This window comes from Burkholderia diffusa, assembly GCF_001718315.1.
Classification (GTDB): Bacteria; Pseudomonadota; Gammaproteobacteria; order Burkholderiales; family Burkholderiaceae; genus Burkholderia; species Burkholderia diffusa_B.
This window is the reverse complement of the sequence record NZ_CP013363.1, coordinates 2,388,922-2,415,395: the sequence shown is the minus strand read 5'-3', so window position 1 is coordinate 2,415,395 and position 26,474 is coordinate 2,388,922. Positions and strand designations below refer to the sequence as shown.

Below are 26,474 nucleotides of genomic sequence, written 5' to 3'. Positions count from 1 at the left end.
CGCGATGCGGGGCTCATCCATGCAGCGCGGCGTCCTGCGCCGCTACGGCGCGATGCCGGCGGCCGGGCTGTTCGCGGTGTGCTTCGTGCTGCCGCTCGGCGCGCTCGTCGGCGCCGCGTTCGACGGCGGCGGTCGTGCGTTCGCCGCGGTGTTCGGCGATCCGCTCGTCGCCGACGCGATCGTGCGTTCGCTGGCGCTCGCGATCGGCGCCGGCACGCTGTCCGTCGCCGTCGGCGTGCCGGTCGCGTTCGTGCTGGCCGGGCAGTCGCCAACGCGCCGCCGCTGGTCGCTCGCGCTGCTCGGCGTGCCGCTCGCCTTTTCCGGCCTCGTGATCGCGTACGGCTTCATCCTCGTGTTCGGCCGCGCCGGTTTTGTGACGATGCTGCTTGCATCGCTCGGCGCGGACCCGACCGTCGTCGGCGGCGCGATCTACTCGATGCCGGGGCTCGCATTCGCCTATGCGTACTACCTGATCCCGCGTGTCGCGCTGATTCTCTACCCGGCGCTCGCGAATCTCGACCGGCGGCCGCTCGAGGCGGCGCTGACGCTCGGCGCGCGGCCGTGGCGCGCGTGGTTCGACGTCGCGTGGCGCGAGCTGTGGCCGTCGATCGCGTCCGCATGGTGCCTCGTGGGCGCGATCGCGCTCGGCACGTACGGCACGGCGCTCGCGCTGGCTGGCACGCAGGTCAACATCCTGCCGCTGCTTATGTACCTGAAGCTGTCCGACGGACAGACCGATTTCTCGCAGGCCGCCGTGCTGTCGATCGTGCTGACGGCGCTTTGCACCTGCGTTCTTGCACTGGGGGAAGGACTTGCACGGCAACGACGTCATTGAATGGTCGATCGACACGCGCGACGCGCTGGCGCAACTCGCGCAGCGACAGCGCGGCGCGCAACGGCACCGGATGCCGGTCGGCGTGATCGGGCCGCGCGACGCGACGCAAGTGCAGCTCGCCGTCGCCGAGCGGATCGCACACGGGATCGCGGCGACGGGCATCGCGATCGTCGGAGGCGGCAAGCAGGGCGTGATGGAGGCCGCCGCGCGCGGCGCGCGGGGGGCGGGCGGATGCGCGATCGGGCTGCTGCCCGAGGACGATGCGCGGGACGCGAATTCGTATCTGACCGTCGCGCTGCCGACGGGGCTCGGCATTACGCGCAACGCGCTGATCGCGCGCGCTTCGCTGTGCCTGATCGCGGTCGGCGGCGGTCTCGGCACGCTGTCGGAAATTGCGCTGGGACTGCAATGGGGCAAGCCGGTGTTCGCGATCTGCGACGCGCCGCAGGTGGCGGGTGTCGAACATTTCGACGAAGCAGACCGGCTCGTCGCGCGCGTCGCGCGGTGGTTGTCCGGTTCGGCATAGGCCGGTATCGCGCTCGCCGGAAGCATGCCGATGCTCGTGCGGATCGGCATGCGGCATACGTTACGGGTGTGGCGGGGTACCCCGGCCGCCAGAGTTCACTTCACCGCGAACAGCGTCAGGTTCATGAAGATCTTGAACGCATAACCGAGCGTGACGGCGCCGAGCACGCCGCCCGCCCACAGGACGACGAACCACATCCAGCCGCGCATCCGCGGCCGCGGCTCACCGGACTGGTGAGCTGCGGAATCAGTGGTGGTAGTAATGCTGGTCTTCATGGCGCACCTTGCCTCGGAATACCCAGTAACCCATCGTCGTGTAGGCGATGATGATCGGCAGGATAACCGCTGCGCCGACCAGCGTGAAGGTCTGGCTCGAACGCGGTGCCGCCGCTTCCCAGATCGTCATCGTCTGGGGAATCGCGTACGGGAACATCGTGACGAGCAGGCCGACGTAGCCGAGCAGGACGAGCGCCAGCGCGAGCACGAACGGCGTCATGTCGTGCCGGTCGCGCACCGCGCGGCGCATCCACACCGCGCACCCGGCGACCAGGAACGGCACGGGCAGCAGGCGCCAGAACAGCCCCGAATCGAACCAGCGCTGTGCGACGGCCGGGTCCTGCAGCGGCGTCCACAGGCTGACGACCGCGATGAAGCCGAGCAGCACGACCGTCAGCGGCCACACGACGCGATGGAGGCGCCGCTGCAGGTCGCCTTCCGTCTTCGCGACGAGCCAGCAGCAGCCAAGCAGCGCGTACGTGACGACCAGGCCGAGGCCCGTCAGCAGGCTGAATGGCGTGAGCCAGTCGAATGCGTCGCCCGCGAACACGCCATCCTTCACGTTGATGCCCTGCAGGAACGCGCCGAGCGCGATGCCCTGGAACAGCGTCGCGCCGGCCGAGCCGCCGATGAACGCGAGATCCCACAGCTGCTTCGTGCGCCGCGCCTTCGCGCGAATCTCGAACGACACGCCGCGGAAGATCAGGCACACCAGCATGAAGATCAGCGGCAGGTACAGCGCCGACAGCACCGTCGAATAGACGATCGGGAACACCGCGAACAGTCCGGCTCCGCCAAGCACGAGCCACGTCTCGTTGCCGTCCCAAACGGGCGCGACGGTGTTCATCATCAGGTCGCGTTCCTTCTCGTCCGGGAAGAACGGGAAGACGATGCCGATGCCGAGGTCGAAGCCGTCGAGCACGACGTACATGAAGAGCCCCAATGCGATGATCGCGGCCCAGATTACGGTGACGTCCATAGGTTTTCTCGTTTGCGAAAATGGGTGGCTCAGACGGTCTCGATCAACTCGTCGACGGCCGACATCGGGCGGCGCGCAGTGTGGTCGGGACGCGCGTCGGGCTCGCCGCGTTGCGCGCCGTGCTCGACGTCGGGCAGCGCGGGGCCGGCCTTCATCAGCTTCAGCATGTAATACACGCCGGTGCCGAACACGAGGAAGTACACGATCACGAACGTCATCATCGACAGGCTGACCTGCTGCACCGACAACGGCGACACGGCCTGCGCGGTGCGCATCACGCCATAGACGACCCACGGCTGGCGGCCCGCTTCGGTCGTCACCCAGCCCGCGAGCAGCGACACGAAGCCGGTCGGGCCCATCACGAGCGCGAAGCGCTGGAACCACTTCGATTCGTACAGGCTGCCGCGGCGGCGCAGCAGCCACGCGAGCACGGCGAGACCGATCATCGCGAAGCCGAGGCCGACCATGATCCGGAAGCTCCAGAACACGACCGTCGAATTCGGGCGGTCCTCGGGCGGGAAGTCCTTGAGCCCGCGGATCTCGCCGTCCCAGCTGTGCGTGAGGATCAGGCTGCCGAGGTGCGGCACCTTCACCGCGTAGCGGGTCGTTTCGGCCTGCATGTCCGGAATGCCGAACAAGTTGAGCGCCGTGCCGCCTTTTTCGGTCTCCCACAGCCCTTCGATCGCGGCGATCTTCGCCGGCTGGTGCTTCAGCGTGTTGATGCCGTGCTGGTCGCCGATCACGGCCTGCAGCGGCGCGAGCACCAGCAGCAGCCACAGCGCCATCGAGAACATCTTCTTCACGCCCTTGTCGCGACGGCCCTTCAGCAGGTGCCATGCGCCCGTCGCGGCCACGACCAGCGCGGCGACGATGAACGCGGCGATCGCCATGTGGAACAGGCGGTACGGGAACGACGGGTTGAAGATGATCGCGAGCCAGTCGGTCGGCACGACACGGCCGTCGACGATCTCGAAGCCCTGCGGCGTCTGCATCCAGCTGTTCGACGCGAGGATCCAGAACGTCGAGATCAGCGTGCCGATCGCGACCATCAGCGTCGCGCCGAAATGCGCGCGCGGGCTGACCCGATTCCAGCCGAACAGCATGATGCCGAGGAAGCCGGCTTCCAGGAAGAACGCGGTCATCACCTCGTACATCAGCAGCGGCCCGGTGACGGCGCCGGCGAAGCTCGAGAAGCCCGACCAGTTCGTGCCGAACTGATAGCTCATCACCACGCCGGAGACGACACCCATCCCGAACGCGACTGCGAAGATCTTCGACCAGAACAGACAGAGGGTTTTGTAGTACTGCTTGCCGGTCTTCAGCCAGCGATATTCGAGCACGGCGATGAAGCTGGCGAGGCCGATGCTCAGGGCAGGGAAGACGATGTGAAAGGAGACGGTGAACGCGAATTGCAGGCGGGCCAGATCGAGGGCCGAAAAAGCGGTGTCCATACCAGTTGACCGAGGCTGACGATACCCGCCGGCGGGGTGCCGGCGGACCCCGGCCGACGGGGCATCGGGGTTGGCTGGAGTATGTGCCGCGATGTTGCGCCGCGAAATGCGCCAACTCGTCGCAGATGTCCAGCCCCGCGCGGGCGGTTTCGGGATAAATCGTTGATTCGTATCAAGATCGCGACGCGCGCCGCAGTGCCCGCGGCGTGGCGGTCTGACGCATGTGCGGCAATATGGCGCGTCGCATCATCGGAACGGTTCGATGCGGACGCAAGCATCGGGCCGCACTGAGCGGCGCCGTGCCCGCGCGCGGAAGCAGCCAAACCGTTGCGGCGCGTTATCGCGTAACGCGCGCGGCCATGCCGGCGGGCCGCGGCCGACGGGGTCCGTCACATTGGTAACGCCGCGCAACATTGGCGTATGCGCCCGTAATGGATGCCGGATCGCGCGCGGCGTAGCGTTCGGTATGTCGGCTTCGTATCGACGAACCGCCAGCCGGAGAACGTGACGTGAATGGATTGAAGCTCGCGATGGGCGCGGTGGCCGCGATAGCGGTCGCGACGGGCGGCGTGGCGCATGCCGCACGGGTCGGGGTCTATATCGGCCCCGGCTATCCGTATTACTACCCCGTCGTCCCCGCGCCGTACTACTACCCGCCGCCTGTCATCGCCGTGCCGGTTGACCCGGGCCCGCCGCCCGAGTACGTCGAGAAGGGGCAGCCGCAGGACGACGGCGACGCGAACGTCTGGTACTACTGCGACGCGTCGAAGCATTACTACCCATATGTGAAGACCTGCAAGTCGGGTTGGCGATCGGTGCCGGCGCGGCCGCAGTGATGGAGGCGCGACGATGAAATCCGTATTTCGACCTCTGCGCGTGGCGGCCGCGCTGCTCCTGGCCGGCCTGCTCGGCGCGTGCGCGTACATGCCGGCCGGGCCGACCGTGATGGCGCTGCCCGGCACCGGCAAGTCGTTCGACCAGTTCCGTGCCGACGATGCGAACTGTCGCCAGTATGCGTTCCAGCAATCGGGCGGCGTGAGCGCCGGGCAGGCATCGACCGCGAGCGCGGTCGGCAGCGCGGCAGTCGGCACCGCGATCGGGGCGGCGGCCGGCGCGGCGTTCAATGGCGGCACGGGTGCGGCCGTCGGCGCCGGCGCGGGGCTGCTCGCGGGCAGCGTGGTCGGTGCAGGCGCAGCGCAGGGCTCGGCCTACGACATCCAGCGCCGCTACGACTACGGCTACCTGCAATGCATGTACGCGACCGGCAATCGCGTGCCCGTGCCGGGCGGGATGAGCGGCGGCGGATATGGCGGTGGACCGCGCGCGGCGCCGCCGATGCCGCCGGCCGGCGTTCAGCCGCCGCCGCCGCGCTACTGACGGCGACCCGGGCGGCGTCGCGCGGCATGGCGCGCCAGAGCGCCGTGCGTGCATCGACTGTCGGCACACACTCGCTGCGTGAATTGCGTACACTCTGAGTCTCGTTTCGGCAGGGCCGGACGCATTGGTTCCGGTCTGCGTTTAACCAGGACTCAGCGATGATCGATTTACGCAGCGATACCGTGACACGTCCGAGCCAGGCGATGCTGGCCGCGATGACTGCCGCCGAAGTCGGCGACGACGTATGGGGCGACGACCCGACCGTACTGCGCCTGCAGGCGGTGGCGGCCGAGCGGGCCGGCAAGGAAGCCGGCCTGTTCTTCCCGAGCGGCACGCAGAGCAACCTGGCCGCGCTGATGGCCCATTGCGAACGCGGTGACGAATACATCGTCGGGCAGCTCGCGCACACCTACAAGTACGAAGGCGGCGGCGCGGCCGTGCTCGGCAGCATCCAGCCGCAGCCGATCGAGAACGCACCCGACGGCACGCTGCCGCTCGCGAAGATCGCCGCGGCGATCAAGCCGATCGACAATCACTTCGCCCGCACGCGCCTGCTCGCGCTCGAAAACACGATCGGCGGCCAGGTGTTGCCGAAAGGCTACGTACACGAAGCCGTCGCGCTCGCGCGCGGTCGCGGGCTGGCCACGCACCTCGACGGCGCGCGCGTATGCAATGCGGCCGTGGCGTCCGGCCGTCCGATCGCGGAACTGTGCGCACCGTTCGACACCGTGTCGATCTGCTTCTCGAAAGGGCTCGGCGCGCCGGTCGGTTCGGTGCTGGTCGGCAATCGCGCGCTGGTCGAGCGTGCGCAGCGCTGGCGCAAGGTGCTGGGTGGCGGGATGCGTCAGTCGGGCATTCTCGCGGCGGCCTGCCTGTATGCGCTCGACCACAACGTCGAGCGGCTGGCCGACGATCACGCGAACGCCGCGCATCTTGCCGCGGGTCTCGCGCGCATCGAGCCGGTGAAGGTGCTGTCGCACGCGACCAACATGGTGTTCGCGCAATTCCCCGAAGCCGATTGCGCGCCGCTCGAGGCGTGGCTGAAGGCGCGCGGAATCCTCACGCAAATGCTGTATGCGTCGCGCTTCGTCACGCATTGCGACGTGTCGCGCGCGGACATCGATACCTTCATCGACGCGGTCGGCGCGTATTTCGCGCAACGGCGCGCGTAAGGCGGAATGCGCCGGCCGGTGGGGGCGCCGGCACGGCAGGGTTGCTCGCCGTCACGCGGACCGCACGGCGTGCCGCGCTGGCGACGCCGGCGACGCGCTTGTCACGGCAGCGGCGCGAGCAGCCGGCGCGCCGCTTCGACCACCCGCGCGGAGAGCGACGCCATCGTCGGCGACTGCACGGTCCATGCATGCCAGTACAGTGCGATATCGGTCGGATGCATGGGCGCGAGATCGACGAGCCCTTGCGCGTCGAGCGGCGGCCCGCCGATCAGCGGCTCCGGCACCATCGCGTAGCCGAGCCCGTGCCGCACCGCCGCGAAATGCGCGTGCGTGCCCGGCACGTAGTGGCACGGATACGCGCCTTCGGGCAACCCGAACTTCTCCTTCAGGAACGTGGACTGCAGCGTGTCGCGCCGCGAATACGCGACGACCGGCGCATGGCGCGCGCTCGTGCGGTTCAGGCCGCGCGGAAACCAGCGCACCGCGAAGGCGGCGGCCGCGAGCAGCCGGTAGCGCATCGTGCCGAGCGGCGTCGCGACGCAGCCGCGCATCGGTTTCGGCTCGGTCGTCACGCAACCGACGGCCATCCCGCTTTCGAGCAACGCGAACGTATGATCCTGGTCTTCGACGATCAGCTCGAACAGAATGCGCTCGCCCGCGAGCACCGACGTCAGTGCGGGCAGGAACCAGGTGCCGAGGCTGTCGGAGTTCAGCGCGATCGTGACCGAGATCGGCGATTCGCGTTCGGCCGCGAGCGTGCTCTGCAGGTCGGCCTGCAGCAGCGCGACGCGGCGCAGGTGCTGCAGCACGCGCTGTCCGGCCACCGTCGGCCGGCACGGCCGCGTGCGCAGCACGAGCGGCGTGCCGAGGCTCGCCTCCAGCGCGCGCACCCGCTGCGTGACGGCGGACGCGGTCACGTGCAGGCGCACGGCGGCCTGCTCGAAGCTGCCGGTGTCGGCGACGGCCAGCAGCGCGGCGGCCTGCTTCGGATCGATCGTCATCGACATGTCGATGCAATTCCTGTGAACGTAAGACGAGAACAGGCGGTAGTGTAAGGCAGCGCGTGCGGCGCTCATGGCGCGTCGCGACGTCCCGCCGCGCCGGCGATGCCGGTGGTGCGCGTGTTTTGGACTACGCTGTATGAACGTGCGCGCCGCGCGCCGGCGATACACGCGGTGCGGGCGTACGACCCGCATCCTTCACCCAACCGACACGCCCAGCCGACGGAGCGACTTCGCGATGATCTTCCGGCAACTCTTCGACCCGCAATCGTCGACCTACACGTATCTGCTTGCCGACCGCGCATCGGGCGAGGCGCTGCTGATCGACCCCGTGTTCGAGCAGGTGCGCCGCGATGCGGCACTGCTCGACGAACTCGGGCTGCGGCTCGTCGCGACCATCGATACGCACGTGCACGCCGATCACGTGACGGGCGCGTGGCTGCTGAAACAGCGCACCGGCAGCGCGATCGCGATTTCGGCCGCGAGCGGCGCGCAGGGCGCCGACCGCTACCTGAACGACGGCGATCGCTGTACGTTCGGCACGCGCTACCTGACCGTGCGCGCGACGCCGGGCCATACGAGCGGCTGCATCAGCCTCGTGCTCGACGACGAATCGATGGCATTCACCGGCGACTGCCTGCTGATTCGCGGCACCGGCCGCACCGATTTCCAGCAGGGCGACCCGCGCGCGCTGTATCGCGCGGTCCACGGCCGGCTCTTCACGCTGCCGGCCGCATGCCTGCTGTACCCGGCGCACGACTATCGCGGGTTGACGGTGACGAGCGTCGGCGAGGAGCGGCGCTTCAATCCGCGCCTCGGCGGCGATCTCAGCGAAGACGATTTCGCGGGCTACATGTGCAACCTCGGGCTTGCGCATCCACGCCAGATCGACGTCGCGGTGCCCGCGAACCTGCAGTGCGGCGTTGCCGCGAACGCGCCCGACGCGCAGGCGGCGCCCGACTGGGCGCCCCTCGTCTATACGTTCGCCGGGTTCTGGGAAATCGATCCGCAGTGGCTCGAGGATCACCTGTGGGCGGTACAGGTGGTCGACGTGCGCGAGCCGGACGAATTCACCGGCCCGCTCGGCCATCTGCCCGGCGCGATGCCGATTCCGCTCGGCGAACTGGCCGCGCGCACCGGCGAGCTTGCATGCGACCGGCCGATCGTGACCGTGTGCCGCGCGGGCGGCCGCTCCGCGCAGGCGACCGTGATCCTGCGGAAGGCCGGTTTCGATGCCGTCGCGAACCTCGGCGGAGGGATGCTGCGCTGGCGCGGCGAGGGCCGCGTCGTGATGGACGGCCGGCCGTAGCGGCGCGGTGACGCAAGACCGAGAAAAAATTGTTCGGACCGGCGTCGAATCGGCCAGGTGCCGTTCGTCGTCAAGGTATCCGATCACGTGGCGCCGCATGACGCGGCGCCGAAACCCCTGAGAGACCACGCGATGACGCCCACGCTATACGCCCATCCCTTTTCCTCCTACTGCCAGAAGGTGCTGACCGCGCTGTACGAGAACGGCACGCCGTTTGCGTATCGCGTGCTCGCGCACGACGATCCGAAGCCGATGCAGGAACTGGCTGCGCTGTGGCCGCTGAAGCGCTTCCCGGTGCTCGTCGACGCGGGCCGCACCGTGATCGAGGCGACGATCATCGTCGAGTATCTCGATCTCTACCATCCGGGCCCCGTGCGGCTGGTGCCCGACGATCGGCGCGCGGCGCTGGAAGTGCGGACGATGGACCGCTTCTTCGACAACTATGTGTCGACGCCGCAGCAGAAGGTGGTGTTCGATGCGCTGCGGCCGGCGCACGAGCGCGATGCGCGGGGCGTTGCCGATGCGCGCGCGATGCTCGAAACGTCGTATGCATGGCTGGACCGAACGATGGCGGATCGCGAATGGGCGGCCGGCGACCGCTTCAGCCTCGCCGACTGCGGCGCGGCGCCGTTCCTGTTCTACGCGGACTGGACGCACCGGATCGACCCGTCGTTCGCGAACGTGATCGCGTATCGCAAGCGGCTGCTTGCGCGGCCGTCGTTCGCGCGTGCGGTCGACGAGGCGCGGCCGTATCGTGCGTTCTTCCCGCTCGGCGCGCCCGATCGCGACTGACTTGCATGGCTGCGGTCGACGACGCGGCGGCGACCCGCCCGGCGGCGCGCGCAGCGCGTGATGCTGCCGCGCAGGGCCGGCAGCGCGTGGCGGGGCGTCGTGACGACAGCAGCGGATGCATCGCGGCGTCGTCCCGCTACATCGTCGTGTGCTTGACCGACTGCGCAAGCGTCAGCAGTTCGTCGAACTGCGTGATCAGCTCGAAGCAGAGCAGGAACGCGAGCGTATAGGCCGGCGCGGGGAAGCGCCGGATCGCCTCCAGCACCTGCGGCGCGAAGCGCGATCGGATCGCATCGCGCGTCAGCAGCCACGCGATCGCGATGCCGATTGCGGCGCCGGCGATCAGGTCGGTCGGATAGTGATAGCCGAGATACGCGCGCGGCACGCAGATGAACACGACCGCATACAGCAGCGCGGCCACGCCGGCGCGGCGCGAGATGATGAAGATGCCCGTTGCGATCGCCATCCACAGCATCGCGTGATCGCTCGGAAACGAACTCCATGCCTGCAGCGTGGCCGCGCGCAACTCCTCGGACGGGAAATGCAGGTGCAGGTCGGCGTTGTAGATCGGCCGCACACGGAACGGCAGGACTTTCGCGAGCAGGCGGCCGAACGCGAGCGCGACGAGCCCGCTCGCGACCGTCGCGACGACAAGCTCGCGTTGCCGTTCGCGTGCCGGTCCCGGCTGGAACCACAGCCAGCACAGAACGGGGATGAGGATGAAGCCCTTGAACGTATAGAGGCCGGCGATCACGCGGATCGCGTGATTCATCAGCGGTCCGAACGTGATGTGGGTGAGGAAGACCTGGATCGTGGTGTCGAAATTGTTCATGTTCTGCGACCCTGGCGGACACGCAGCACATGAGACGCGACCGGCAGGCATCAGGAAGCGCGCTCACACAGGAGCGCAATGGGGGCCAAGTATGTCACCGGTAATTTCGAAGAAAATGGGAAAAAATACCGGGATTCCCCTGAGAAAAACGTGATTTTCCGATGGGGCCGGATTGGAAATGACCGTGTGGCGCGGCCGGGCGATATCGTATGACAGTTGCGCGCGCATTCATCGCGCATCGTCTAAAAATAATCGGTTGAACTGGACAATTCGGCGAGCCACGGCGGATCTTGCATCGGATGATCGTATCGGCGTCGCGTCTCGCGCGGATCTGCCGTGCTGCGCCGGGCCGCGCAGGAACGAACGAAAATCAAAGAAAATGTGTGCCCGCGCCGTGCGGGCCTGTCCGCTCCACATTTGCCGGCAGCGCCTGCGCAGGCGCTGCTTGTGCACTTCGTCGCGATGACGCGCGAAGCCGTGCCGCCGCCCGTCGGAGGGCGCGACACACGAGCATCGTCGCACGTGCCGTCAACCGCGCCGGATGCCTTCGGGCAACGCGCTGATGCGGCGCACTTCGGGCGAGTCGAGCCATGCGCGGGACGTCGCGCAGTCTACGAACATGTCGCTCGCATCGTCACCCCAGAACAAGTCGCCGTCGAGCTCGAAGGTCGGCACGCCGAACACGCCGTGCGCGATCGCCTGATCGGTGTTCGCGCGCAGCGCATCCTTCACCGGTGGGGCATCGACGGCCGTTACGCCTTTGGGAAAGCCGACCGCCTCGCACAGCGCGGCGAAGCCGTCCGGCGTCGATACGTCGTGGCCGTCGCGCCAGATGTACCGGAAAATCCGCCGGATCGCGTCGGGCGAGCTGCCCATCGCGATCGCGAGACGCAGCGGTCGAATCGGGTTGAACGGATGCGCGGGCGGCATCCGGAATGGAACGCCGAGCTTCTCCGCGCGGTATTGCGCGTGGCGATAGGTGAAGATGCGCTTCGCGGCGATCTCGGCCGGCGCTTTCTGGCCCCAGTGGGTGAGCAGCGCGCCGAGCACGATCGGTTTCGGCTCGTATGCGACGACAGGCGGCAATTGGTCGAACCGTTCCTGCTGCAGATACGCGAACGGCGAAACGAAATCGAAATACCAGGTGGCGGTGCGCGCGGTGTTCATCGTCTGGGGTTCCTCGTGTGGATCCGGATCGGCGCGTGCGGAGGCCGGGCGGGGCGATGCACGCAGTGGCGGGCCAGTGTCGCACGCGGCAGCGTTTCGCGCTGCCGCGCTGGCTGGGGGCACGCACGGCCACAACGCTGCCGCGGCTCCGGGACGGTATCACGCGTTAGCGCACGATCAGCACACGCTAACCCGACTCGACCAAGGCGGCCAGTCGCGCGAGCGCCATTTGCCAGCCGGCCTCGTTGTCGGCGGCCGGCACGCCGGGCGGCACACCGTCGTGTACCGCGTCGACGCGCGTGCCGCCTGCTTCGTCGGACAGCGTAATCGTGACCGTCATCGCACCGCGCAGCATCGGATCGTCGGTTTCGAACACGTCGATTTCGACGATCCGCTCGTCCGGCACGAGCGTCACGAAGCGGCCGTGATAGGTGTCGGTGTGCGCGGTGGTCTTGCCGGTGCCGTCCGACGGTTCGTCGTAGCTCAGCGATACGCGCAGCGCGCCGCCTTCGCGCGTGTCGTATGCGTGCACGCGGCACGTCATGCCGTCGGGCACTTTCCATTGTTCGACGGCGTGTGGATCGAGCAGCGCGCGGTAGACGCGCCCGCGCGGCGCGTTCAGGTGCCGGCTGACCCGAGTCGAATGCGTGTGCATGTGCAGCATGTGGCCTCCCGCGCAACGCGCACGACGGTGCACGCCGGATGCCGGCGTGTCGTCATGCTTCCTTCAGGAATCCTAGGCGCGCGCGCGGCGGCTTGCAATGGTCCGCGCATGCGGCCGCATTCAGCGCAATGCGGCCGCGAATTCGTCGAGTTGCGTGATGCAGATGTTCCAGCCCTCGAAAAAGCCGAGCGCCTCGTGGCGCTCGCGCGTCGCGGCATCGGGATGCATCACGCGCGCCTCGTAGCGGCAGCCGGTGGGGTCGTCGGTCATCGTGATGACGGCCGTGAAGCCGAGCCACGGCACCTGTGGCCGCCAGCCGCCCGTGAGCATCGACGTGAATGCGATTCGCGCTTCCGGCACGATTTCGAGGAAGCAGCCGGGGTTGTCGCTCGTGCCGCCGTCGGGGCCGCGCATGAACGTGTGGAAGGCGCCGCCCGGGCGCAGGTCGAACGCGCGCACTTCCGTGGTCCACGGTTTCGGGCACCACCATTCCTTCAGCAATTCCGGATCGGTCCATGCGCGCCAGAGTGCCTGGCGCGGCGCACGCAGCGTGCGCGTGATGACGAGGTCATGGGCTTCGGCGGGGGCGACGTGGCTGACTGACATGCGCTTGCTCCTCCTGGTGACGGCGTTCGACGAATTCCACGAGACGATCGGCGCGCGCTTCCCATTGAGCGCGTTGCGCGGCGAGCCACTGCTCGGCCTCCGCCAGCCGGCTGCCGACCAGTTCGCAGGTGCGCGAGCGGCCGGTTTTCCGGGTCGTGACGAGGCCGCTGCGCTCGAGCACCGCGAGATGCTTCATGAACGACGGCAGCGCCATGCCGAACGGCGCGGCCAGTTCCGAAACGGTCTGCCCGCCGTTGCCGAGCGCGCCGATGATCGCGCAGCGAGTTGGATCGGCGAGTGCGTGGAATACGTCGCTGATACCGGGTTGAAAGTTAGCCATACGGCTAAGCATAGGCGATGCAGCGGGATTTTCCATCGCGTAGCATGATGGGGCGGTAACACGCGCCGATCGAACTGGGCGCCGTGTTGCCCGGCGCCGGCGGCCGTTGCGCATGCAGCGACCGCACGCCGGCATTTCATTCGATCCGGGCGCACGCCGATCGAGCGCGTGCCCGGCCCGATATACCGGAGAGCGTATGACCGAATCCGTGACCGTGCGGCGCGTCGATGCAAGCGAAGCGCATGCGTGCATCGACGCACTGGCCGACGTGCTGATCGACTGCGTCGAAGGCGGCGCGTCCGTGAGCTTCATGTTGCCGATCGCACGCTCGACCGCCGTTGCATTCTGGACGCGCGTCGCCGACGGTGTCGCGAGCGGCGAGCGCATCCTGCTGGTGGCCGAGGACGCCGCCGGCCGGATCGTCGGCACCGTCCAGATCGTGACCGCGCAGCCGGAGAACCAGCCGCATCGCGCGGACATCGCGAAGATGCTCGTGTCACGTCATGCACGCCGGCAGGGAATCGCGGCGCGGCTGATGGCGGCCGCCGATGACGCCGCGCGCGATGCCGGCAAGACCGTGCTCGTGCTCGATACCGTGACGGGCGGCGATGCCGAGCGTCTGTACGAGCGGGCCGGGTGGCAGCGCGTCGGCGTCGTGCCGAACTTCGCGCTGATGCCCGACGGCGCATTGTGCGCGACGACGTATTTTCACAAGCAGCTCGCGTAGCCACGCCGGGTGCGATCGCGATCCGGTTCGCGATCGGCGCGGCGCGCGGCGGAGCGCGGCCGGGCGCCGAACGCCGGACGGAACGGAAAAAGCTGGCCCGCGACGGCGCCGCTCCGATATATTCGTGCTGGACCACCGTACTGCCAACGGAATTGCCGCCTCCATGAAACGCTCCCATGTTGCCTTCGCCCTCGCGGGCCTGCTCGTCGCGGCGCCGATTGCCGCCTACGCGCTCGTCAAGCCGCTGCGCGTCGTCGCGCCCGCGCTGCTTCCCGGCGTGTCGTGTCCCAGCGCGGACATCTGCACCGACGATCCCGCGAAGTTCGGCTTCGCGCAGCAACTCTATCGCGACGGTTATGCGCGCGCGGCGGCTGCCGTGGGCCCGTTTCGCGATGCACCGCGCGTCGTGTTCTGCTCGACGCGCGAGTGCGCAGACCAATTCGGTCTCGGCGAACGCGCGGCACTGACGCTCGGGGATTTCGGCGTGATCGTCGCGCCGCGCGGCTGGCAGACCTACTTTCTCGCGCACGAGCTGATCCATCATCGCCAGGCCGAAGTGCTCGGCAACGTCGCAGTCGCGACCAAGCCGCGCTGGCTGATCGAGGGGATGGCGTATGCGCTCAGCGACGATCCGCGTCATCCGCTGAAGGAGCCGTTCGAGTCGTGGCGCGGGCGTTTCGGCGCATGGCATGCGGCGCTGGGCGGACAGCCGCTGTGGGATGCCGCAAGGGCGGTCGAATAGCGCGGGGCGCGATCGCCCGATGCGCGGAGGGAGCCGCCGACGTACTCGCACCGAAGGTGCGAACCGTGCTGTCGGCGGATGTGTCCGGACGGGGCGACGCCGTGCGGGCTTCGCCCCCGGAGAGTCAGCCCGCCGCCGCGTCGTGCGCGGCGGGCCCGGCCGTCAGACCGTGGTGTCGATGATGCCCGGGATCTTCACGTCCGGGTTCACGTCCGCGTCGTAGTCGACGCCGGCGATCTCGAAGCCGAACAGGCGCAGGAACTCGGTCTTGTAGCCGGCGAAGTCGGTCATCTCGTACAGGTTCTCGTTCGTCACCTTGTCCCACATGGCGACGACCTTGGCCTGCACTTGCGGATCGAGCTCCTTGTAGTCCGCGCGCAGGCGGCCTTCGTCGTCGATGTGCGGCGTCGCACCGTACATGCTGTCCTTCAGAAGCCCGTACACCTGCTCGATGCAGCCTTCGTGCGTGCCCTTTTCCTTCATCACCTTGAACAGCAGCGACAGATAGAGCGGCATCATGGGGATCGCCGAGCTCGCCTGCGTGACGACGGCTTTGAGCACCGACACGCGGGCATCGCCGCCGTGCGCGGCCAGCTTGTCGCGGATCGACAGCACCTTCTTGTCGAGATCCTTCTTCGCTTCGCCGATCGAGCCGTTCCAGTAGATGTCGTGCGTGATCTGCTCGCCGAGATACGTGAACGCGGTCGTCTTCGCGCCATCGGCCAGCACGCCGGCTTCAGCGAGCGCGTCGATCCACATCTGCCAGTCCTCGCCGCCCATCACGGCGACGGTGCCGTCGATCTCTTCCTGCGTCGCCGGCTCGAGCGAGACTTCGCGGATCACTTCCTTGTCGGTGTCGAGGCCGCGGAACGTGACCGACTTGCCGACCGGCTTCAGCGTCGAGCTGATCGTTTCACCCGTCTTCGGATGCGTGCGGCGCGGTGCCGCGAGGCTGTAGACGACCAGGTCGACCTTGCCGAGATCCTGCTTGATGGTGTCGATCGTGATCTGCTTGACCTTGTCGGAGAATGCGTCGCCGTTGATGCTGCGCGCATAGAGCCCCTTTTCCGCGGCGAATTTCTCGAACGCGGCGCTGTTGTACCAGCCGGCGGTGCCCGGCTTCGTTTCGCTGCCGGCACGCTCGAAGAACACGCCCAGCGTGTCCGCGCCCGAGCCAAACGCGGCCGAGATCCGGGCGGCGAGGCCGTAGCCCGTCGACGCGCCGATCACGAGCACCTTCTTCGGGCCGTTGGCGATCGGGCCGTGCGAAGTCACGTAGTCGATCTGTTCCTTGACGTTGGCTTCGCAGCCGACCGGATGAGTCGTCACGCAGATGAAGCCACGCACGCGCGGTTTGATGATCATGGAAACCTCTAGTCAGAAAGGCGCGGACGGCCTGAAATCGGAAGAATCCCGCGCATTGTAATGGAAGCGGGCCGGCAGGGCGGGAAAGGCGGGCGCCGGCGATCGTCCGGGCTATCCGGGGGCGGATCATCGGCGCGGCGTTTTGCATTGCCGTCGCATTGCCGTCAGTTATTTCTCTCTTGACAGAAATAACTGAAAAAGCTAAATTTCCCGACATGAAACTCACACCGATTGCCGAACGATTCATTCTCCACTGGGGCGAAATGGGCTCGCGGTGGGGCGTCAACCGCACCGTCTCGCAGATTCATGCGCTGCTGTATCTGGCCGGCAGGCCGGTCGCGGCCGACGAAATCGCCGAGACGCTCAACGTCGCGCGCTCCAACGTCAGCACGAGCCTGAAGGAGCTGCAGGCGTGGCGGCTCGCGAAGGTCGTGCACGTGCTGGGCGATCGTCGCGACCACTTCGAGACGTCGACCGACATCTGGGAGCTGTTCAAGCTGATCGTCGAAGGGCGGCGGCAACGCGAGATCGAACCGACGCTCACGGTGCTGCGCGATTGCCTGACGAGCCCCGAGATCGCCGATGAAAGCCGCGAAACCGAACAGCGCATTCGCGACACGCTACAGTTCGTCGAGACGCTCACGACCTGGTCGGACGAAATGCTGCGGCTCAAGCCCGACACGCTCATGAAGGCGCTCGGGATCGGCGCGAAGATCAGCCAGACGGTCCGGCGCAAGTCGCCGAAGTAGACGGCCCCGGACGTGCGGGCGCACAGCCCGCTTTTTTTTGCAGTCGATATTTCTGTCTTTACAGAAATAACTGTATATAGAGGATGAAAAAATGAACGAGATCATGCTGTCGATCCGCTGGCACTACGCATCGCGGAGTGCGACATGAACATCCTCGTTTGCGGCGCGAACGGCTTCATCGGGCGGGCGCTGGTCGCGCGGCTCGAGGCCGGCGGCCATCGCGTGCTGCGCGGCGTGCGGCATGCGATCGGCCCGCACGACGTCGCGATCGACTTCGCGAAGGATGTCGATCCCGACGCTTGGCTCGCCCGGCTGGATGGCGTCGACGTGGTGATCAATGCGGTCGGGATCCTCGCCGACCGACGCGACGAGACGTTCGACACCGTGCATCGCGCGGCGCCCTGCGCGCTCTTCACCGCATGCTGCCGTGCACGCGTGCGACGCGTGATCCAGATCTCGGCGCTGGGCGTCGAGCGCGGCGACACGCCGTATTTCGCCAGCAAGCATGCAGCCGACGCCTTCCTGCAGACGCTGCCGCTCGATTACCGGATCGTGCGCCCGGCGCTCGTCTACGGGACCACCGGCACATCCGCCCGGTTCTTCCGGATGCTCGCGAGCCTGCCCGTGCACGCATTGCCGGCGGGCGGCCATCAGCGGCTGCGCCCCGTGCACATCGACGATCTCGCCGAACTCGTCGCGCGGCTGGTCGATGCGCCGGCGGCCGGCCGCCCGGTCATCGACGCTGTCGGCGGCGACGAAGTCGAGTATCGCGAGATGCTGAGCGTCTATCGCGCCGCCCTCGGCTTCCCGCCGGCGGTGCGCGTGGCGCTGCCGGGCCCGCTGGTCGGCGCGGCGGCCGCGCTGCTCGGCACGATGCCGGGCGCGATGCTGACCCGCGACACCTGGACGATGCTGCGCGGCGGCAATACCGGCGATCCCGCCGCGCTTGCGGCCGTGCTTGGCCGGCCGCCGCGCGGGCTGAGGAATTTCATCGGCGCGGATGACAGCACAGGTGCGCTGCGACGCGACGCGCTCGCGATGTGGCGGCGGCCGCTGCTGCTCGGCTCGCTCGCGATCGTCTGGATCTGGACGGCCATCGTCAGCGCGTTCATCCATCCGCGGCACGACAGTCTCGCGATGCTGGCTCACGCTCATCTGAGCGGGCTGCCTGCGCTTTTCGCGCTTTACGCGGCGTGCGCGCTGGACTTCGCGTTCGGCGTGGCGACCGTCGTCGCCCCGTCCCGCCGTCTGTGGGTCGGGCAAGGCGCGCTGATCGTCGCGTATTCGGCCGTCATCGCGGTCGCGATGCCCGGCCTGCTCGCCGAGCCGTTCGGCCCCGTGCTGAAGAACGTGCCGATTCTCGCGATCCTGTTGATCCTTTTTTCAGAAGAAGAACACGCATGAACACCTATCTCGTGATCAAGACGCTGCATATCCTGTCCTCGGTGCTGATGGTCGGCACGGGCTTCGGCACCGCGTTCTACCTGTTTTTCGCGAACCGCACGCGCTCGGTGCCGGCAATCGCCGCCGTGTCGCGGCTCGTGGTGCGTGCGGACTGGTGGTTCACGACGCCGGCCGTGCTGTTCCAGCCCGCCTCCGGGCTGTGGCTCGCACACACGGCCGGCTGGCCGTGGACGACGCCGTGGCTCATCGCGTCGATCGCGCTGTATGCGGTCGCGGGCGCGTGCTGGCTGCCGGTCGTGTGGCTGCAGATCGAGCTGGCCGCGATGGCGAAGCTCGCGCATGCGAATGGCGATGCCGAGCTGCCGGCACGCTACTGGCGTTATGCGAAGCGCTGGGAACTGCTCGGCTACCCGGCGTTCCTGGCGATGCTGAGCGTGTATTTCCTGATGGTGGTCAAGCCGATGTAAGCGAAGCAGCGGAGCCGCGAGCAGCGATTTCGCGTGGCGCCCTGCCGATTCCCGTGAGCTCGTGTATAACTTCGACGAGAGCGCGTTCGGCCCGTTTCGCGGGTTCCGAACGCTTCGCATTCGACCTCACAAGGAGCCTGCATGCTGCACGTCCTCGGCAAGATCCCGTCCATCAACGTCCGCAAGGTGCTGTGGCTGTGCACCGAGCTCAACCTGCCGTTCGAACAGGAAGACTGGGGCGCGGGCTTTCGCACGACCAACGATCCGACCTACCTCGCGCTGAATCCGAACGGCCTGGTGCCGGTCATCAAGGACGACGACTTCGTGCTGTGGGAGTCGAACACGATCATCCGCTATCTCGCGAACCGCTATGGCGGCGACGCGCTCTATCCAGCCGAGCCGCGCGCGCGGGCGCGGGTCGACCAGTGGATCGACTGGCAGGGCACGGACCTGAACCGTTCGTGGGTCGGCGCGTTCCTCGGCCTCGTGCGCAAGTCGCCCGATCATCAGGACCCGGCGGCGATCGCGCAGTCGATCGCGAGCTGGACGAAGCACATGCAGATACTGAACGCACAGCTCGAAGCGACCGGCGCGTTCGTGGCCGGCGACCACTTCACGCTCGCCGACATTCCGATCGGCCTGTCGGTGAACCGCTGGTTCGGCACGCCGTTCGAGCATCCGGATTTCCCGGCGGTGAAGCGCTACGTCGAGCGCCTGGCAACGCGCGAGGGCTTCAAGCTGTATGCGGGCAGCGCGAACCCGTAACGCATTGCATGCTCGGCGCGTTGCGGCGGCGTGACTGCCGCCGCAACGCTGCCTCCCCGCGGCAGGTCACATGCCGGATGCCGATACGGCCTCGAGCACGCGCGCGAGAAACGCCTCGTGATTCCACGCGGATTCCGGCCGTGACAGCCCGAGCCGCACGACCACCAGCTCGCGGCTCGGCACCACGCTCACGAACTGGCCTTCATGGCCGACCGCATGAAACGCGTCGACGGGCAGCGAGCGCGCGTGCGGATCGAGATCGTTGAACGGCTCCGGCACCTTGACCCACAGATGCGCGCCGAATTCTCCGCGCGTCGACAGCGGCGTCGCGCGCGTCAGGTAGCGCACCCAGCCTTCCGGCAGCAGCCGCTGCCCGTCCCACCCCCCGTCCTGCAGCAGAAACTGCCCGAAGCGCGCCCAGTCGCGCGCGCTCGCATACATGAACGACGCGCTGCCGAGCGTGCCGGCCGCATCGGGTTCGAACACGGCGCTGCGCATCCCGAGCGGCGCGAACAGCGCGCGGCGCGGAAACGCGAGGTAGTCATCCTCGGTGCCGCCCATCGCCTCGCGCATCACACGCGCGACGATCGCGCTCGTGCCGCTCGAGTAGTACCACTGCGTGCCGGGCTGCGCGGCGAGCGGCTTGGCCGACGCGAAGCGCGCGGTGTCCGGCTGCGTGAACAGCATCACGGCGACGTCGGACAGCGGGTCGTCGTAGTCCTCGTTGAATTGCAAGCCGCTCGTCATGCGCAGCAGCTCGTCGAGCGTGATCGCCGCGCGCGGGTCGCCACCGTCGCGCCATTCGGGCAGCAGCGCCGACGCGTCGGGCGACAGCTTGTGCTGCGCGACGAGCATGCCGGCCAGCACCGCCGTCACGGTCTTCGTCATCGACCAGCCGGGTAGCGGCGTATCGACGGTGAAGCCGGGCGCGTAGCGTTCGGCGACGATCTGGCCGCGCCACATCACGACGACCGCGCGGGTGCGCCGCGGCCGCGCCGGATCGGGTTCATCGAACGCGCGGTCGAGCGCGGCCTGCAGCTTGCGTGCGTCGATGCCGGCGGGTGGTGCGAGCGGCACCGCCGTCTGCGCGGGCGGCGGATCGGGGACGGGCGGCAGCGCGGCCGGCAGCACGCCGGGAGACGGCCCGAGCGCGAGTGTGCAGCCGAGCCCCGGCCGGAAGTCCGCCTCGCGTTGCGCGAACCCGGCGAACGTCGCGATGGCGCGATGATGCGCGGGATCGATCGACGGACGCACCAGTTTCAGCAACGGATGCACGCCGGCCATGATGTCGACGTCGATCACCGATGCGGCCGGACGACCCGACACGAACACGCCGGAACACAGCGCCTTCGCGGCATATCCCGTCGCGATCGGGGCGAGCCGCGACAGCATGTAGCCGGTATAGCCGGCCGCGGCGACGAGCGCGATGGCGACGCCGCGCAGGATCAGCGATTTGAAGGGGATCGTCATGCGCGAGCGTCCTCGGTGGCGTGCCGGCCGGCAACGATCCGGCAGTGTCGCAGGTTCGGGCAAGCAGTGGCAATCGCGGGGGGGGGGCAACGCCGGGCGGCGTCGATCAGGCGGCATGGTGCCCGGCGTGTGCGAATCGCGTGTGTCGATCGCGCAGGTTCGAACGGGCCGCATGCCGCCCGTCCACGCGGTGCGTCATTGTGCGTTGTCGTTGTCCGAATGCAGTGTCCAGACGGTCGCGGTATTCGTGTTGTCGCCGACGGCCGCGAATTCCGGCTGGCCTTTGCTGCCTTGTCCGAACGCGAGACCGAAGGCCGCTCCCGGCACGGTGTCGACCTGCATCTGCGCGACGAAGCGTCCGTGGTCGGCTGTCTTGCCGTGCGAACCGGCACTCGCAATAAACGAGCCGGCATGCATTGTTCACCGCAATCGCGACACGGCCTGACAAGTTGAAATCCGACCCGCCGTCGGCCGATAATCGTCCGGCATCGTTCCCAGTCAAATCGCAATCGCAAAATCGGAAAACGCCATGTCCTACGACAACAACAATCCGTTCGCCCGGATCCTGCGCGGCGAACTGCCGTGCGTGAAGGTCGCCGAAGACGACGCAACGCTCGCGATCATGGATCTCATGCCGCAGGCCGACGGTCACGTGCTCGTGATCCCGAAGGAGCCGGCCGCGCAGATCTTCGAATTGTCCGGCGACGCGGCCGCGGCCGGCATTCGCATGACGCAGCGCGTCGCGGCGGCCGTGCGCGCGGCGCTCGGGCCGGACGGCGTGTTCATCGGCCAGTTCAACGGCGCGGCGGCGGGCCAGACGGTCCCGCACGTGCATTTCCACGTGATTCCGCGCTGGGAAGGCGTCGACCTGCGGATGCACGCGCGTGACATCGCCGACGCGGCCACGCTCGAATCGCTCGCCGAGCGTATCCGCGCGCGCTTCGTGTAACGCATGCACGGCTCGTGATTCGGGCGGCGCCAGCGGGTGCGTGCGGCGATGCCGCGCGCACCTGTTTCAGCGGTCACGCCACGTAACACGTGTAACCGCTCGCGAAACTCGGCCTGGCGACTGCGGCGCTAGACTCCGCGCATTGCCGCATCGAGCGACAGGAAGGGACGGTTGCCTGCCGGTTGCCTTTTCGAGCCGGCCGTCAAGAACTGCGACGGCGTGGCTTTCGCGCGATGCGATGTGCCCTCTTCGCCCGGAATCGAGCCATGTACAAAGTTCTCATCACGTTTGCGCTGATCGGCGGCCTGTCCGGCTGCTATGTCGCGCCGCCTTACGGCTATGCGCCCGTGCCGGCCTACTACGGCTATGCGCCGGCGTATTACGCACCGCCCGTCAGTGTCGGGATCGGCGGCAACTTCCGCATTCGCTGACCGGGCGGCGGGGCGCGGGCGCAGCCCGCACGTCGATCGGCCATGTCGTCCGACGCTCCGCCGCTTCTCGCAACAACGACTCGCGCGCCGCACGACGGCGCGCGTGCGCATCGCCCGCCCGGGTTTCTATACTTCACAGGAAAGCCCACTCCGGCGAGGCAAGCCATGGCCGTTACGCGCAAGGTCGCAATCGTTGCGAGCTGCTCCACGCTCGTCTATCTGGGGCTCGCCGTGGTCGGCATCGGCGGGTTCGCGGCCTTCTTCTCGCATCCGCAACTGACCGTCGTCGCCGTCGCGACGCTCGCGCTGGCCGTCGTCGCGCTGTTCACCGAAGGCAATCTGAGCGCCGGCGAACGCGAGAACCGCGACAATCGCTGGGTGCTGGCGGCCTTCGGGGCCAGCGGGTTCCTGCTTGCGTATTTGCCCGCGCTGACCGACCGGCTCGACGTATGGACCTTCGGCGGCGACACGGTGCGTTGGGTCGGCGTCGTGCTGTACGTCGCGGGCGGCGTGCTGCGCATCTGGCCCGTGTTCGTGCTCGGCAAGCGCTTCAGCGGGCTCGTCGCGATCCAGCCGGGCCACACGCTGGTGACGGACGGCATCTATCGCAGGATCCGCAACCCGAGCTATCTCGGCCTGCTCGTCAATGCGGCCGGCTGGGCGCTGGCGTTCCGATCGGGCGTCGGGCTGCTGCTCGTCGCGTTGACGATGATCCCGCTCATCGCCCGCATCCGTTCCGAGGAAGCGCTGCTGCGCGCGCAGTTCGGCGCCGAATACGACGCGTACTGCGCACACACCTGGCGGCTGATCCCGGGCGTGTACTGACCCTCGTTTGGCCCGAACGACCAGGGAGATTCCGTCAGCGCGCGGCGCGCCTCCGATGTGTTGCCACGTGTGTCCGAAGCCGCGCGACGGGCACGTTCCGCCATGTCGAGAAACGGGGCTGGACCATCGGCGGAGCCTCTGCCGGCGGGCTTCGCGGGCATTTTCCGGCAACCTTTTCCGGTCCTCTTTCGGTAAACAACTTGTTACCAGAATGTCGACGGCAAGCAGGCTCGACCGGTGCTATTCTTCGCCGCAAGCTCATTGAAATGAATTGGTCCGGGATTCGGCACAATGCCGGCATCGACGTCGATCGATTCAGATCGTCGTATCGAGCGGACCTTCGATAACCAGATTGCGAACAAGGAAGAATACGGGAATGTGGAAGAAAATCGCACCCGCTCTCGTCGTCGCCGTGCTGACCGGCGCGACCGCAGTGCCGGCATTGGCCGGTGGTGACTTGAACAACGCGCTCGGCGGCGCGCTCGGCGGGGTTGCCGGCGCAGCGGTCGGCGGCGCGGTCGGCGGCAGCACGGGCTCCGTGATCGGCGGCGCGATCGGCGGCGGCGCGGGTGGTGCCGTGACGTCGAACCGTCGCGAGCGGACCGGCGCGATCATCGGCGGCGCACTCGGCGGCGGCGCGGGTACCGCGGCCGGCAACGCGATGGGCGGCCGCACGGGCGGCCTGCTGGGCGCGGCTGTCGGCGGCGGCGCCGGCGCGGCGCTCGGCGGCAACCTGTCGCGCAACTCGTACGACCGCGGCGATCATGGCGATCGCGGCTATCGTCACCGCAAGCATCGCCACCACCGCGACTGGGACTGATCGCCGCGGGCGCGGCACGGTGCGCGGCTTGCGCACCGGCGCGCCCGACGCGTCGGCACCCGATCCGACAGCCGGCCCGGCGGCCTCAGCCGGGCCGCCATCGCCGGCAAGACCGGCGCCTTCACCCCTCCCGCAGTTCATGCCGCAGCCCCGCTCGACGGGTTGGCATACTCTCTCCGCTTCACCTTTCCCGCTCGTACACGACATCGCCAGTTGCATCGACATGCAGCCGCGCAGGTTCGGCCATTCCCGTTTCTCCATCGCTGATCGACGCGTTGTCGTTCGGTCCTCAGGATTTCACCGATACGTCGACGCGCCTGCGTCACGCATGCACTGGCGCGTCGCGCGCAACGGCGAGTAGTGCGAAATCGAATGGAGGTCATCGCAACATTTAATTGGTCGATCAGGATCGACTTCGCTATCGTCAACGCTGCCCGCGTACGGAATCGAACCGTGCCGTCCTCCGTGCCCTGCCGCATGACCCGAGTGTCCGCGGCCCAGCCGCCGGACCCGCAAGCATGTTCGTCCCGCTCGCTGAACCGGGCGGGCCGTCGCGAAGCCTGGCCGACCGAACGAAGGCGCCCCGCGCTTTCAAGCCACCCCGGCAACGATGTCCCGCCGCCGCACGCGTGCCCCACGCGCGTGCCGCGCCTGCGTTGCGACCCGGGGCCGGACCAACCCATTGCCTGGATGCTTTATGTCTAAGACAACGTATTACGCGCCGCATGGCGGCCACCCGCCGCAGACCGATCTGCTGACCGATCGCGCGATGTTCACCGAGGCCTACGCGGTCATTCCGAAGGGAGTGATGCGCGACATCGTCACGAGCTGGTTGCCGTTCTGGAGCAACACGCGCCTCTGGGTGATCGCGCGTCCGCTGTCGGGTTTCGCCGAAACCTTCTCCCAGTACATCGTCGAAGTGAACCCGGGCGGCGGCAGCGACAAGCCCGAGCAGGACAAGAACGCCGAGGCCGTGCTGTTCGTCGTCGAAGGCGAGGCCGAACTGACGCTGCAGGGCAAGCGGCACACGCTGAAGCCGGGCGGCTACGCGTTCATTCCGCCGGGCGCCGACTGGACGCTGCACAACGTCAGCGATGCCGCCGTGCGTTTCCACTGGATCCGCAAGCATTACCAGGCCGTCGACGGGATTGCGCTGCCGGAAGCGTTCGTGACCAACGAGCAGGACGTCGAGCCGATCCCGATGCCGGGCACCAACGGTGCATGGGTGACGACGCGCTTCGTCGACATGAGCGACATGCGTCACGACATGCACGTGAACATCGTGACGTTCGAGCCGGGCGGCGTGATTCCGTTCGCCGAGACCCACGTGATGGAGCACGGCCTGTACGTGCTCGAAGGCAAGGCCGTCTATCGCCTGAACCAGGACTGGGTCGAGGTGGAAGCAGGTGACTTCATGTGGCTGCGTGCGTTCTGCCCGCAGGCATGCTACTCGGGCGGCCCCGGCCGCTTCCGCTATCTGCTGTACAAGGATGTGAACCGTCACATGAACCTGACGCTGAATCCGGCGCGCTAAGCGTCGCACACGTCGGACACAAAAACCCGCCGGTGCATGCCGGCGGGTTTTTTCATTGGTGCCGCCGCGCGACGCAGCCGACGTGGCGGGCGTCGCCGCACGCTACGCGTCGAGCGCTGCGGCGGCCAGCCTTGCGACCTGCAGCCGCGTATCGGGCGGCAGGTCGTCCGCCATCAGCCAGACCGCCGACAAGCCCGCCCAGGCGAGGATCCATTGCAGCAGCCGGCGCCGGTCGAGTTGCGCGGCTTCGATGACGAGCGCGACGCGCCGCGCGAAGCGAGCCGGATCGACGGCGATGTCGTGCGCGGGATTGCAGAACAGGTTCGCGTAATCGAACGCGCGATCGCCGCGCAGACCCTTCGGGTCGATCGCCAGCCAGCCGCGATCGCCGAAGTGCAGCACGTTGCCGTGATGAATGTCGCCGTGCAGTACGACGTCGTCGACGGGCGGCGCGGCCAGCAGCCGGTGTGCCGTCGTGGCCGACCGCCGCAGCACGTCGTCGCCCATATCGTGCGACAGCAGCGCATGGAACCAGGCGGCCAGCGGCACGACCTCGGGCGGTTGCGGTGCGTGATGCGCATGCAGCCGCGCGACTACGCGGCATGCGATGCGGATCGTATCGTCGTCGTGGCCCGCGGCGGACAGGCCGATGAGCGTCGGCTCCGGTTGCGCGCGTTCGAGCAGCAGCGCATCACTGTCGTGCAGCCACACGCGGGCGGCGCCATCCCCGTTCCACCAGGTCATCAGCGCATTGCCGCGGCGCTCTTCGTCGCAGGTCGCGACCTTCAGCATCGCGGGCCGCGCGTGCCAGACGACGGGCAGCACGCCGCCGCTCGCGGTCAGGATCGGGCCGCCGTCGGGAACGAGGTCCCACAGGCGCAGGTACGTGTCGAACATGCA

The 26,474-nt window shown here is 68.0% G+C and carries 31 protein-coding genes; 18 read left to right on the top strand and 13 right to left on the bottom strand.

Annotated elements, in window-relative coordinates:
- Positions 1-19 precede the first annotated feature (19 nt).
- Both WI26_RS25985 and WI26_RS25980 read left to right on the top strand, forming a co-directional pair.
- Positions 20-835 carry an ABC transporter permease gene (locus tag WI26_RS25985; RefSeq protein ID WP_420480788.1) on the top strand — a complete coding sequence of 272 codons (816 nt, stop codon included), beginning with the start codon at positions 20-22 and terminating at the stop codon, positions 833-835.
- 70 nt (positions 836-905) lie between these two features.
- On the top strand, positions 906-1,361 hold the full coding sequence (locus WI26_RS25980; RefSeq protein WP_155624419.1) for a TIGR00725 family protein: 456 nt from the start codon (positions 906-908) through the stop codon (positions 1,359-1,361).
- Positions 1,362-1,456: 95 nt separating this feature from the next.
- Here WI26_RS25980 and WI26_RS25975 read toward each other — a convergent pair whose 3' ends face one another.
- The 3 genes from WI26_RS25975 to WI26_RS25965 are packed head-to-tail and all read right to left on the bottom strand — an operon-like array spanning position 1,457 to position 4,066.
- Entirely contained in the window at positions 1,457-1,636 is a 180-nt protein-coding gene (locus WI26_RS25975) for a hypothetical protein (protein ID WP_069227646.1), read from the bottom strand.
- Complete coding sequence (gene cydB / locus WI26_RS25970; protein WP_059594112.1) at positions 1,608-2,615, bottom strand: cytochrome d ubiquinol oxidase subunit II; 1,008 nt, start codon at positions 2,613-2,615, stop codon at positions 1,608-1,610. Before cydB ends, WI26_RS25975 begins: the two co-directional genes overlap by 29 nt.
- A gap of 29 nt (positions 2,616-2,644) precedes the next feature.
- Complete coding sequence (locus WI26_RS25965) at positions 2,645-4,066, bottom strand: cytochrome ubiquinol oxidase subunit I (RefSeq protein WP_069227645.1); 1,422 nt, start codon at positions 4,064-4,066, stop codon at positions 2,645-2,647.
- 509 nt (positions 4,067-4,575) lie between these two features.
- Between WI26_RS25965 and WI26_RS25960 the strand changes: the two genes are divergently transcribed.
- The 3 genes from WI26_RS25960 to ltaE all read left to right on the top strand — a co-directional run bounded on the left by WI26_RS25960 (position 4,576) and on the right by ltaE (position 6,615).
- Positions 4,576-4,902, top strand: coding sequence for a hypothetical protein (locus WI26_RS25960; RefSeq protein WP_059536788.1), 327 nt, complete (start codon positions 4,576-4,578; stop codon positions 4,900-4,902).
- Between the two features lie 13 nt (positions 4,903-4,915).
- On the top strand, positions 4,916-5,443 hold the full coding sequence (locus WI26_RS25955) for a YMGG-like glycine zipper-containing protein (RefSeq protein WP_060321375.1): 528 nt from the start codon (positions 4,916-4,918) through the stop codon (positions 5,441-5,443).
- A 158-nt stretch (positions 5,444-5,601) separates the two neighbouring features.
- Positions 5,602-6,615, top strand: a complete 1,014-nt coding sequence (ltaE, locus tag WI26_RS25950) for a low-specificity L-threonine aldolase (RefSeq protein ID WP_069227644.1) — start codon at positions 5,602-5,604, stop codon at positions 6,613-6,615.
- A 101-nt stretch (positions 6,616-6,716) separates the two neighbouring features.
- On the opposite strand, the gene WI26_RS25945 is transcribed toward ltaE, so the two are convergent.
- Positions 6,717-7,622: an HTH-type transcriptional regulator ArgP gene (locus WI26_RS25945; protein ID WP_069227643.1), complete on the bottom strand. Its 906-nt coding sequence runs from the start codon at positions 7,620-7,622 to the stop codon at positions 6,717-6,719.
- Positions 7,623-7,854: 232 nt separating this feature from the next.
- Between WI26_RS25945 and WI26_RS25940 the strand changes: the two genes are divergently transcribed.
- Entirely contained in the window at positions 7,855-8,925 is a 1,071-nt protein-coding gene (locus WI26_RS25940; protein ID WP_069227642.1) for an MBL fold metallo-hydrolase, read from the top strand.
- Positions 8,926-9,057: 132 nt separating this feature from the next.
- Positions 9,058-9,717, top strand: a complete 660-nt coding sequence (locus tag WI26_RS25935; protein ID WP_059467418.1) for a glutathione S-transferase family protein — start codon at positions 9,058-9,060, stop codon at positions 9,715-9,717.
- A 136-nt stretch (positions 9,718-9,853) separates the two neighbouring features.
- On the opposite strand, the gene WI26_RS25930 is transcribed toward WI26_RS25935, so the two are convergent.
- The 5 genes from WI26_RS25930 to WI26_RS25910 all read right to left on the bottom strand — a co-directional run bounded on the left by WI26_RS25930 (position 9,854) and on the right by WI26_RS25910 (position 13,326).
- Entirely contained in the window at positions 9,854-10,549 is a 696-nt protein-coding gene (locus WI26_RS25930; RefSeq protein WP_059467262.1) for a phosphatase PAP2 family protein, read from the bottom strand.
- A gap of 528 nt (positions 10,550-11,077) precedes the next feature.
- Positions 11,078-11,716 carry a 2-hydroxychromene-2-carboxylate isomerase gene (locus WI26_RS25925; RefSeq protein ID WP_069227641.1) on the bottom strand — a complete coding sequence of 213 codons (639 nt, stop codon included), beginning with the start codon at positions 11,714-11,716 and terminating at the stop codon, positions 11,078-11,080.
- A 187-nt stretch (positions 11,717-11,903) separates the two neighbouring features.
- Positions 11,904-12,380, bottom strand: coding sequence for an SRPBCC family protein (locus WI26_RS25920; RefSeq protein WP_059467260.1), 477 nt, complete (start codon positions 12,378-12,380; stop codon positions 11,904-11,906).
- A 120-nt stretch (positions 12,381-12,500) separates the two neighbouring features.
- Positions 12,501-12,986, bottom strand: coding sequence for an SRPBCC family protein (locus tag WI26_RS25915; protein ID WP_069227640.1), 486 nt, complete (start codon positions 12,984-12,986; stop codon positions 12,501-12,503).
- Complete coding sequence (locus WI26_RS25910; RefSeq protein ID WP_069227639.1) at positions 12,949-13,326, bottom strand: ArsR/SmtB family transcription factor; 378 nt, start codon at positions 13,324-13,326, stop codon at positions 12,949-12,951. The genes WI26_RS25915 and WI26_RS25910 overlap by 38 nt, the downstream gene beginning before the upstream one ends.
- 196 nt (positions 13,327-13,522) lie before the next feature.
- On the opposite strand from WI26_RS25910, the gene WI26_RS25905 reads away from it, so the two are divergent.
- A complete protein-coding gene (locus WI26_RS25905) occupies positions 13,523-14,053 on the top strand; it encodes a GNAT family N-acetyltransferase (RefSeq protein WP_069227638.1) in 531 nt (176 codons plus the stop codon).
- 163 nt (positions 14,054-14,216) lie between these two features.
- Positions 14,217-14,795, top strand: a complete 579-nt coding sequence (locus WI26_RS25900; RefSeq protein ID WP_069227637.1) for a hypothetical protein — start codon at positions 14,217-14,219, stop codon at positions 14,793-14,795.
- A gap of 162 nt (positions 14,796-14,957) precedes the next feature.
- Here the strand turns inward: WI26_RS25900 and fabV are convergent, their stop codons facing one another.
- Positions 14,958-16,160: an enoyl-ACP reductase FabV gene (gene fabV, locus WI26_RS25895; RefSeq protein WP_059467255.1), complete on the bottom strand. Its 1,203-nt coding sequence runs from the start codon at positions 16,158-16,160 to the stop codon at positions 14,958-14,960.
- A 215-nt stretch (positions 16,161-16,375) separates the two neighbouring features.
- Between fabV and WI26_RS25890 the strand changes: the two genes are divergently transcribed.
- The 4 genes from WI26_RS25890 to WI26_RS25875 all read left to right on the top strand — a co-directional run bounded on the left by WI26_RS25890 (position 16,376) and on the right by WI26_RS25875 (position 19,545).
- Positions 16,376-16,909, top strand: a complete 534-nt coding sequence (locus WI26_RS25890) for a GbsR/MarR family transcriptional regulator (protein WP_059467254.1) — start codon at positions 16,376-16,378, stop codon at positions 16,907-16,909.
- A gap of 144 nt (positions 16,910-17,053) precedes the next feature.
- Positions 17,054-18,313 carry an SDR family oxidoreductase gene (locus tag WI26_RS25885; protein WP_069227636.1) on the top strand — a complete coding sequence of 420 codons (1,260 nt, stop codon included), beginning with the start codon at positions 17,054-17,056 and terminating at the stop codon, positions 18,311-18,313.
- A complete protein-coding gene (locus tag WI26_RS25880; RefSeq protein ID WP_059467252.1) occupies positions 18,310-18,780 on the top strand; it encodes a DUF2269 family protein in 471 nt (156 codons plus the stop codon). Before WI26_RS25885 ends, WI26_RS25880 begins: the two co-directional genes overlap by 4 nt.
- Positions 18,781-18,921: 141 nt before the next feature.
- Positions 18,922-19,545: a glutathione S-transferase family protein gene (locus WI26_RS25875; RefSeq protein WP_059467251.1), complete on the top strand. Its 624-nt coding sequence runs from the start codon at positions 18,922-18,924 to the stop codon at positions 19,543-19,545.
- Between the two features lie 66 nt (positions 19,546-19,611).
- Here the strand turns inward: WI26_RS25875 and WI26_RS25870 are convergent, their stop codons facing one another.
- Together WI26_RS25870 and WI26_RS25865 are read right to left on the bottom strand one after the other, a co-directional pair.
- On the bottom strand, positions 19,612-21,015 hold the full coding sequence (locus WI26_RS25870; protein WP_069227635.1) for a serine hydrolase domain-containing protein: 1,404 nt from the start codon (positions 21,013-21,015) through the stop codon (positions 19,612-19,614).
- Between the two features lie 195 nt (positions 21,016-21,210).
- Positions 21,211-21,432: a hypothetical protein gene (locus WI26_RS25865; RefSeq protein ID WP_069227634.1), complete on the bottom strand. Its 222-nt coding sequence runs from the start codon at positions 21,430-21,432 to the stop codon at positions 21,211-21,213.
- Positions 21,433-21,544: 112 nt separating this feature from the next.
- On the opposite strand from WI26_RS25865, the gene WI26_RS25860 reads away from it, so the two are divergent.
- The 5 genes from WI26_RS25860 to WI26_RS25845 all read left to right on the top strand — a co-directional run bounded on the left by WI26_RS25860 (position 21,545) and on the right by WI26_RS25845 (position 25,574).
- Positions 21,545-21,964, top strand: coding sequence for an HIT family protein (locus WI26_RS25860; protein ID WP_059815048.1), 420 nt, complete (start codon positions 21,545-21,547; stop codon positions 21,962-21,964).
- Positions 21,965-22,230: 266 nt separating this feature from the next.
- Entirely contained in the window at positions 22,231-22,395 is a 165-nt protein-coding gene (locus tag WI26_RS32795) for a hypothetical protein (protein ID WP_167359263.1), read from the top strand.
- 165 nt (positions 22,396-22,560) lie between these two features.
- Complete coding sequence (locus tag WI26_RS25855) at positions 22,561-23,220, top strand: methyltransferase family protein (protein ID WP_069227633.1); 660 nt, start codon at positions 22,561-22,563, stop codon at positions 23,218-23,220.
- 376 nt (positions 23,221-23,596) lie between these two features.
- Positions 23,597-24,040, top strand: coding sequence for a hypothetical protein (locus WI26_RS25850; protein WP_059467247.1), 444 nt, complete (start codon positions 23,597-23,599; stop codon positions 24,038-24,040).
- A 697-nt stretch (positions 24,041-24,737) separates the two neighbouring features.
- Positions 24,738-25,574, top strand: a complete 837-nt coding sequence (locus tag WI26_RS25845; RefSeq protein ID WP_069227632.1) for a bifunctional allantoicase/(S)-ureidoglycine aminohydrolase — start codon at positions 24,738-24,740, stop codon at positions 25,572-25,574.
- Positions 25,575-25,676: 102 nt separating this feature from the next.
- On the opposite strand, the gene WI26_RS25840 is transcribed toward WI26_RS25845, so the two are convergent.
- Positions 25,677-26,471 carry an aminoglycoside phosphotransferase family protein gene (locus tag WI26_RS25840; RefSeq protein WP_069227631.1) on the bottom strand — a complete coding sequence of 265 codons (795 nt, stop codon included), beginning with the start codon at positions 26,469-26,471 and terminating at the stop codon, positions 25,677-25,679.
- Positions 26,472-26,474: the final 3 nt, after the last annotated feature.

Coding starts and splice junctions, on each gene's coding strand:
- WI26_RS25985 (WP_420480788.1), top strand. CDS start 20: ATGCAGCGCGGCGTCCTGCGCCGCTACGGCGCGATGCCGGCGGCCGGG.
- WI26_RS25980 (WP_155624419.1), top strand. CDS start 906: ATGCCGGTCGGCGTGATCGGGCCGCGCGACGCGACGCAAGTGCAGCTC.
- WI26_RS25975 (WP_069227646.1), bottom strand. CDS start 1,636: ATGAAGACCAGCATTACTACCACCACTGATTCCGCAGCTCACCAGTCC.
- cydB (WP_059594112.1), bottom strand. CDS start 2,615: ATGGACGTCACCGTAATCTGGGCCGCGATCATCGCATTGGGGCTCTTC.
- WI26_RS25965 (WP_069227645.1), bottom strand. CDS start 4,066: ATGGACACCGCTTTTTCGGCCCTCGATCTGGCCCGCCTGCAATTCGCG.
- WI26_RS25955 (WP_060321375.1), top strand. CDS start 4,916: ATGAAATCCGTATTTCGACCTCTGCGCGTGGCGGCCGCGCTGCTCCTG.
- ltaE (WP_069227644.1), top strand. CDS start 5,602: ATGATCGATTTACGCAGCGATACCGTGACACGTCCGAGCCAGGCGATG.
- WI26_RS25945 (WP_069227643.1), bottom strand. CDS start 7,622: ATGTCGATGACGATCGATCCGAAGCAGGCCGCCGCGCTGCTGGCCGTC.
- WI26_RS25940 (WP_069227642.1), top strand. CDS start 7,855: ATGATCTTCCGGCAACTCTTCGACCCGCAATCGTCGACCTACACGTAT.
- WI26_RS25935 (WP_059467418.1), top strand. CDS start 9,058: ATGACGCCCACGCTATACGCCCATCCCTTTTCCTCCTACTGCCAGAAG.
- WI26_RS25930 (WP_059467262.1), bottom strand. CDS start 10,549: ATGAACAATTTCGACACCACGATCCAGGTCTTCCTCACCCACATCACG.
- WI26_RS25925 (WP_069227641.1), bottom strand. CDS start 11,716: ATGAACACCGCGCGCACCGCCACCTGGTATTTCGATTTCGTTTCGCCG.
- WI26_RS25920 (WP_059467260.1), bottom strand. CDS start 12,380: ATGCTGCACATGCACACGCATTCGACTCGGGTCAGCCGGCACCTGAAC.
- WI26_RS25915 (WP_069227640.1), bottom strand. CDS start 12,986: ATGTCAGTCAGCCACGTCGCCCCCGCCGAAGCCCATGACCTCGTCATC.
- WI26_RS25910 (WP_069227639.1), bottom strand. CDS start 13,326: ATGGCTAACTTTCAACCCGGTATCAGCGACGTATTCCACGCACTCGCC.
- WI26_RS25905 (WP_069227638.1), top strand. CDS start 13,523: ATGACCGAATCCGTGACCGTGCGGCGCGTCGATGCAAGCGAAGCGCAT.
- WI26_RS25900 (WP_069227637.1), top strand. CDS start 14,217: ATGAAACGCTCCCATGTTGCCTTCGCCCTCGCGGGCCTGCTCGTCGCG.
- fabV (WP_059467255.1), bottom strand. CDS start 16,160: ATGATCATCAAACCGCGCGTGCGTGGCTTCATCTGCGTGACGACTCAT.
- WI26_RS25890 (WP_059467254.1), top strand. CDS start 16,376: ATGAAACTCACACCGATTGCCGAACGATTCATTCTCCACTGGGGCGAA.
- WI26_RS25885 (WP_069227636.1), top strand. CDS start 17,054: ATGAACATCCTCGTTTGCGGCGCGAACGGCTTCATCGGGCGGGCGCTG.
- WI26_RS25880 (WP_059467252.1), top strand. CDS start 18,310: ATGAACACCTATCTCGTGATCAAGACGCTGCATATCCTGTCCTCGGTG.
- WI26_RS25875 (WP_059467251.1), top strand. CDS start 18,922: ATGCTGCACGTCCTCGGCAAGATCCCGTCCATCAACGTCCGCAAGGTG.
- WI26_RS25870 (WP_069227635.1), bottom strand. CDS start 21,015: ATGACGATCCCCTTCAAATCGCTGATCCTGCGCGGCGTCGCCATCGCG.
- WI26_RS25865 (WP_069227634.1), bottom strand. CDS start 21,432: ATGCATGCCGGCTCGTTTATTGCGAGTGCCGGTTCGCACGGCAAGACA.
- WI26_RS25860 (WP_059815048.1), top strand. CDS start 21,545: ATGTCCTACGACAACAACAATCCGTTCGCCCGGATCCTGCGCGGCGAA.
- WI26_RS32795 (WP_167359263.1), top strand. CDS start 22,231: ATGTACAAAGTTCTCATCACGTTTGCGCTGATCGGCGGCCTGTCCGGC.
- WI26_RS25855 (WP_069227633.1), top strand. CDS start 22,561: ATGGCCGTTACGCGCAAGGTCGCAATCGTTGCGAGCTGCTCCACGCTC.
- WI26_RS25850 (WP_059467247.1), top strand. CDS start 23,597: ATGTGGAAGAAAATCGCACCCGCTCTCGTCGTCGCCGTGCTGACCGGC.
- WI26_RS25845 (WP_069227632.1), top strand. CDS start 24,738: ATGTCTAAGACAACGTATTACGCGCCGCATGGCGGCCACCCGCCGCAG.
- WI26_RS25840 (WP_069227631.1), bottom strand. CDS start 26,471: ATGTTCGACACGTACCTGCGCCTGTGGGACCTCGTTCCCGACGGCGGC.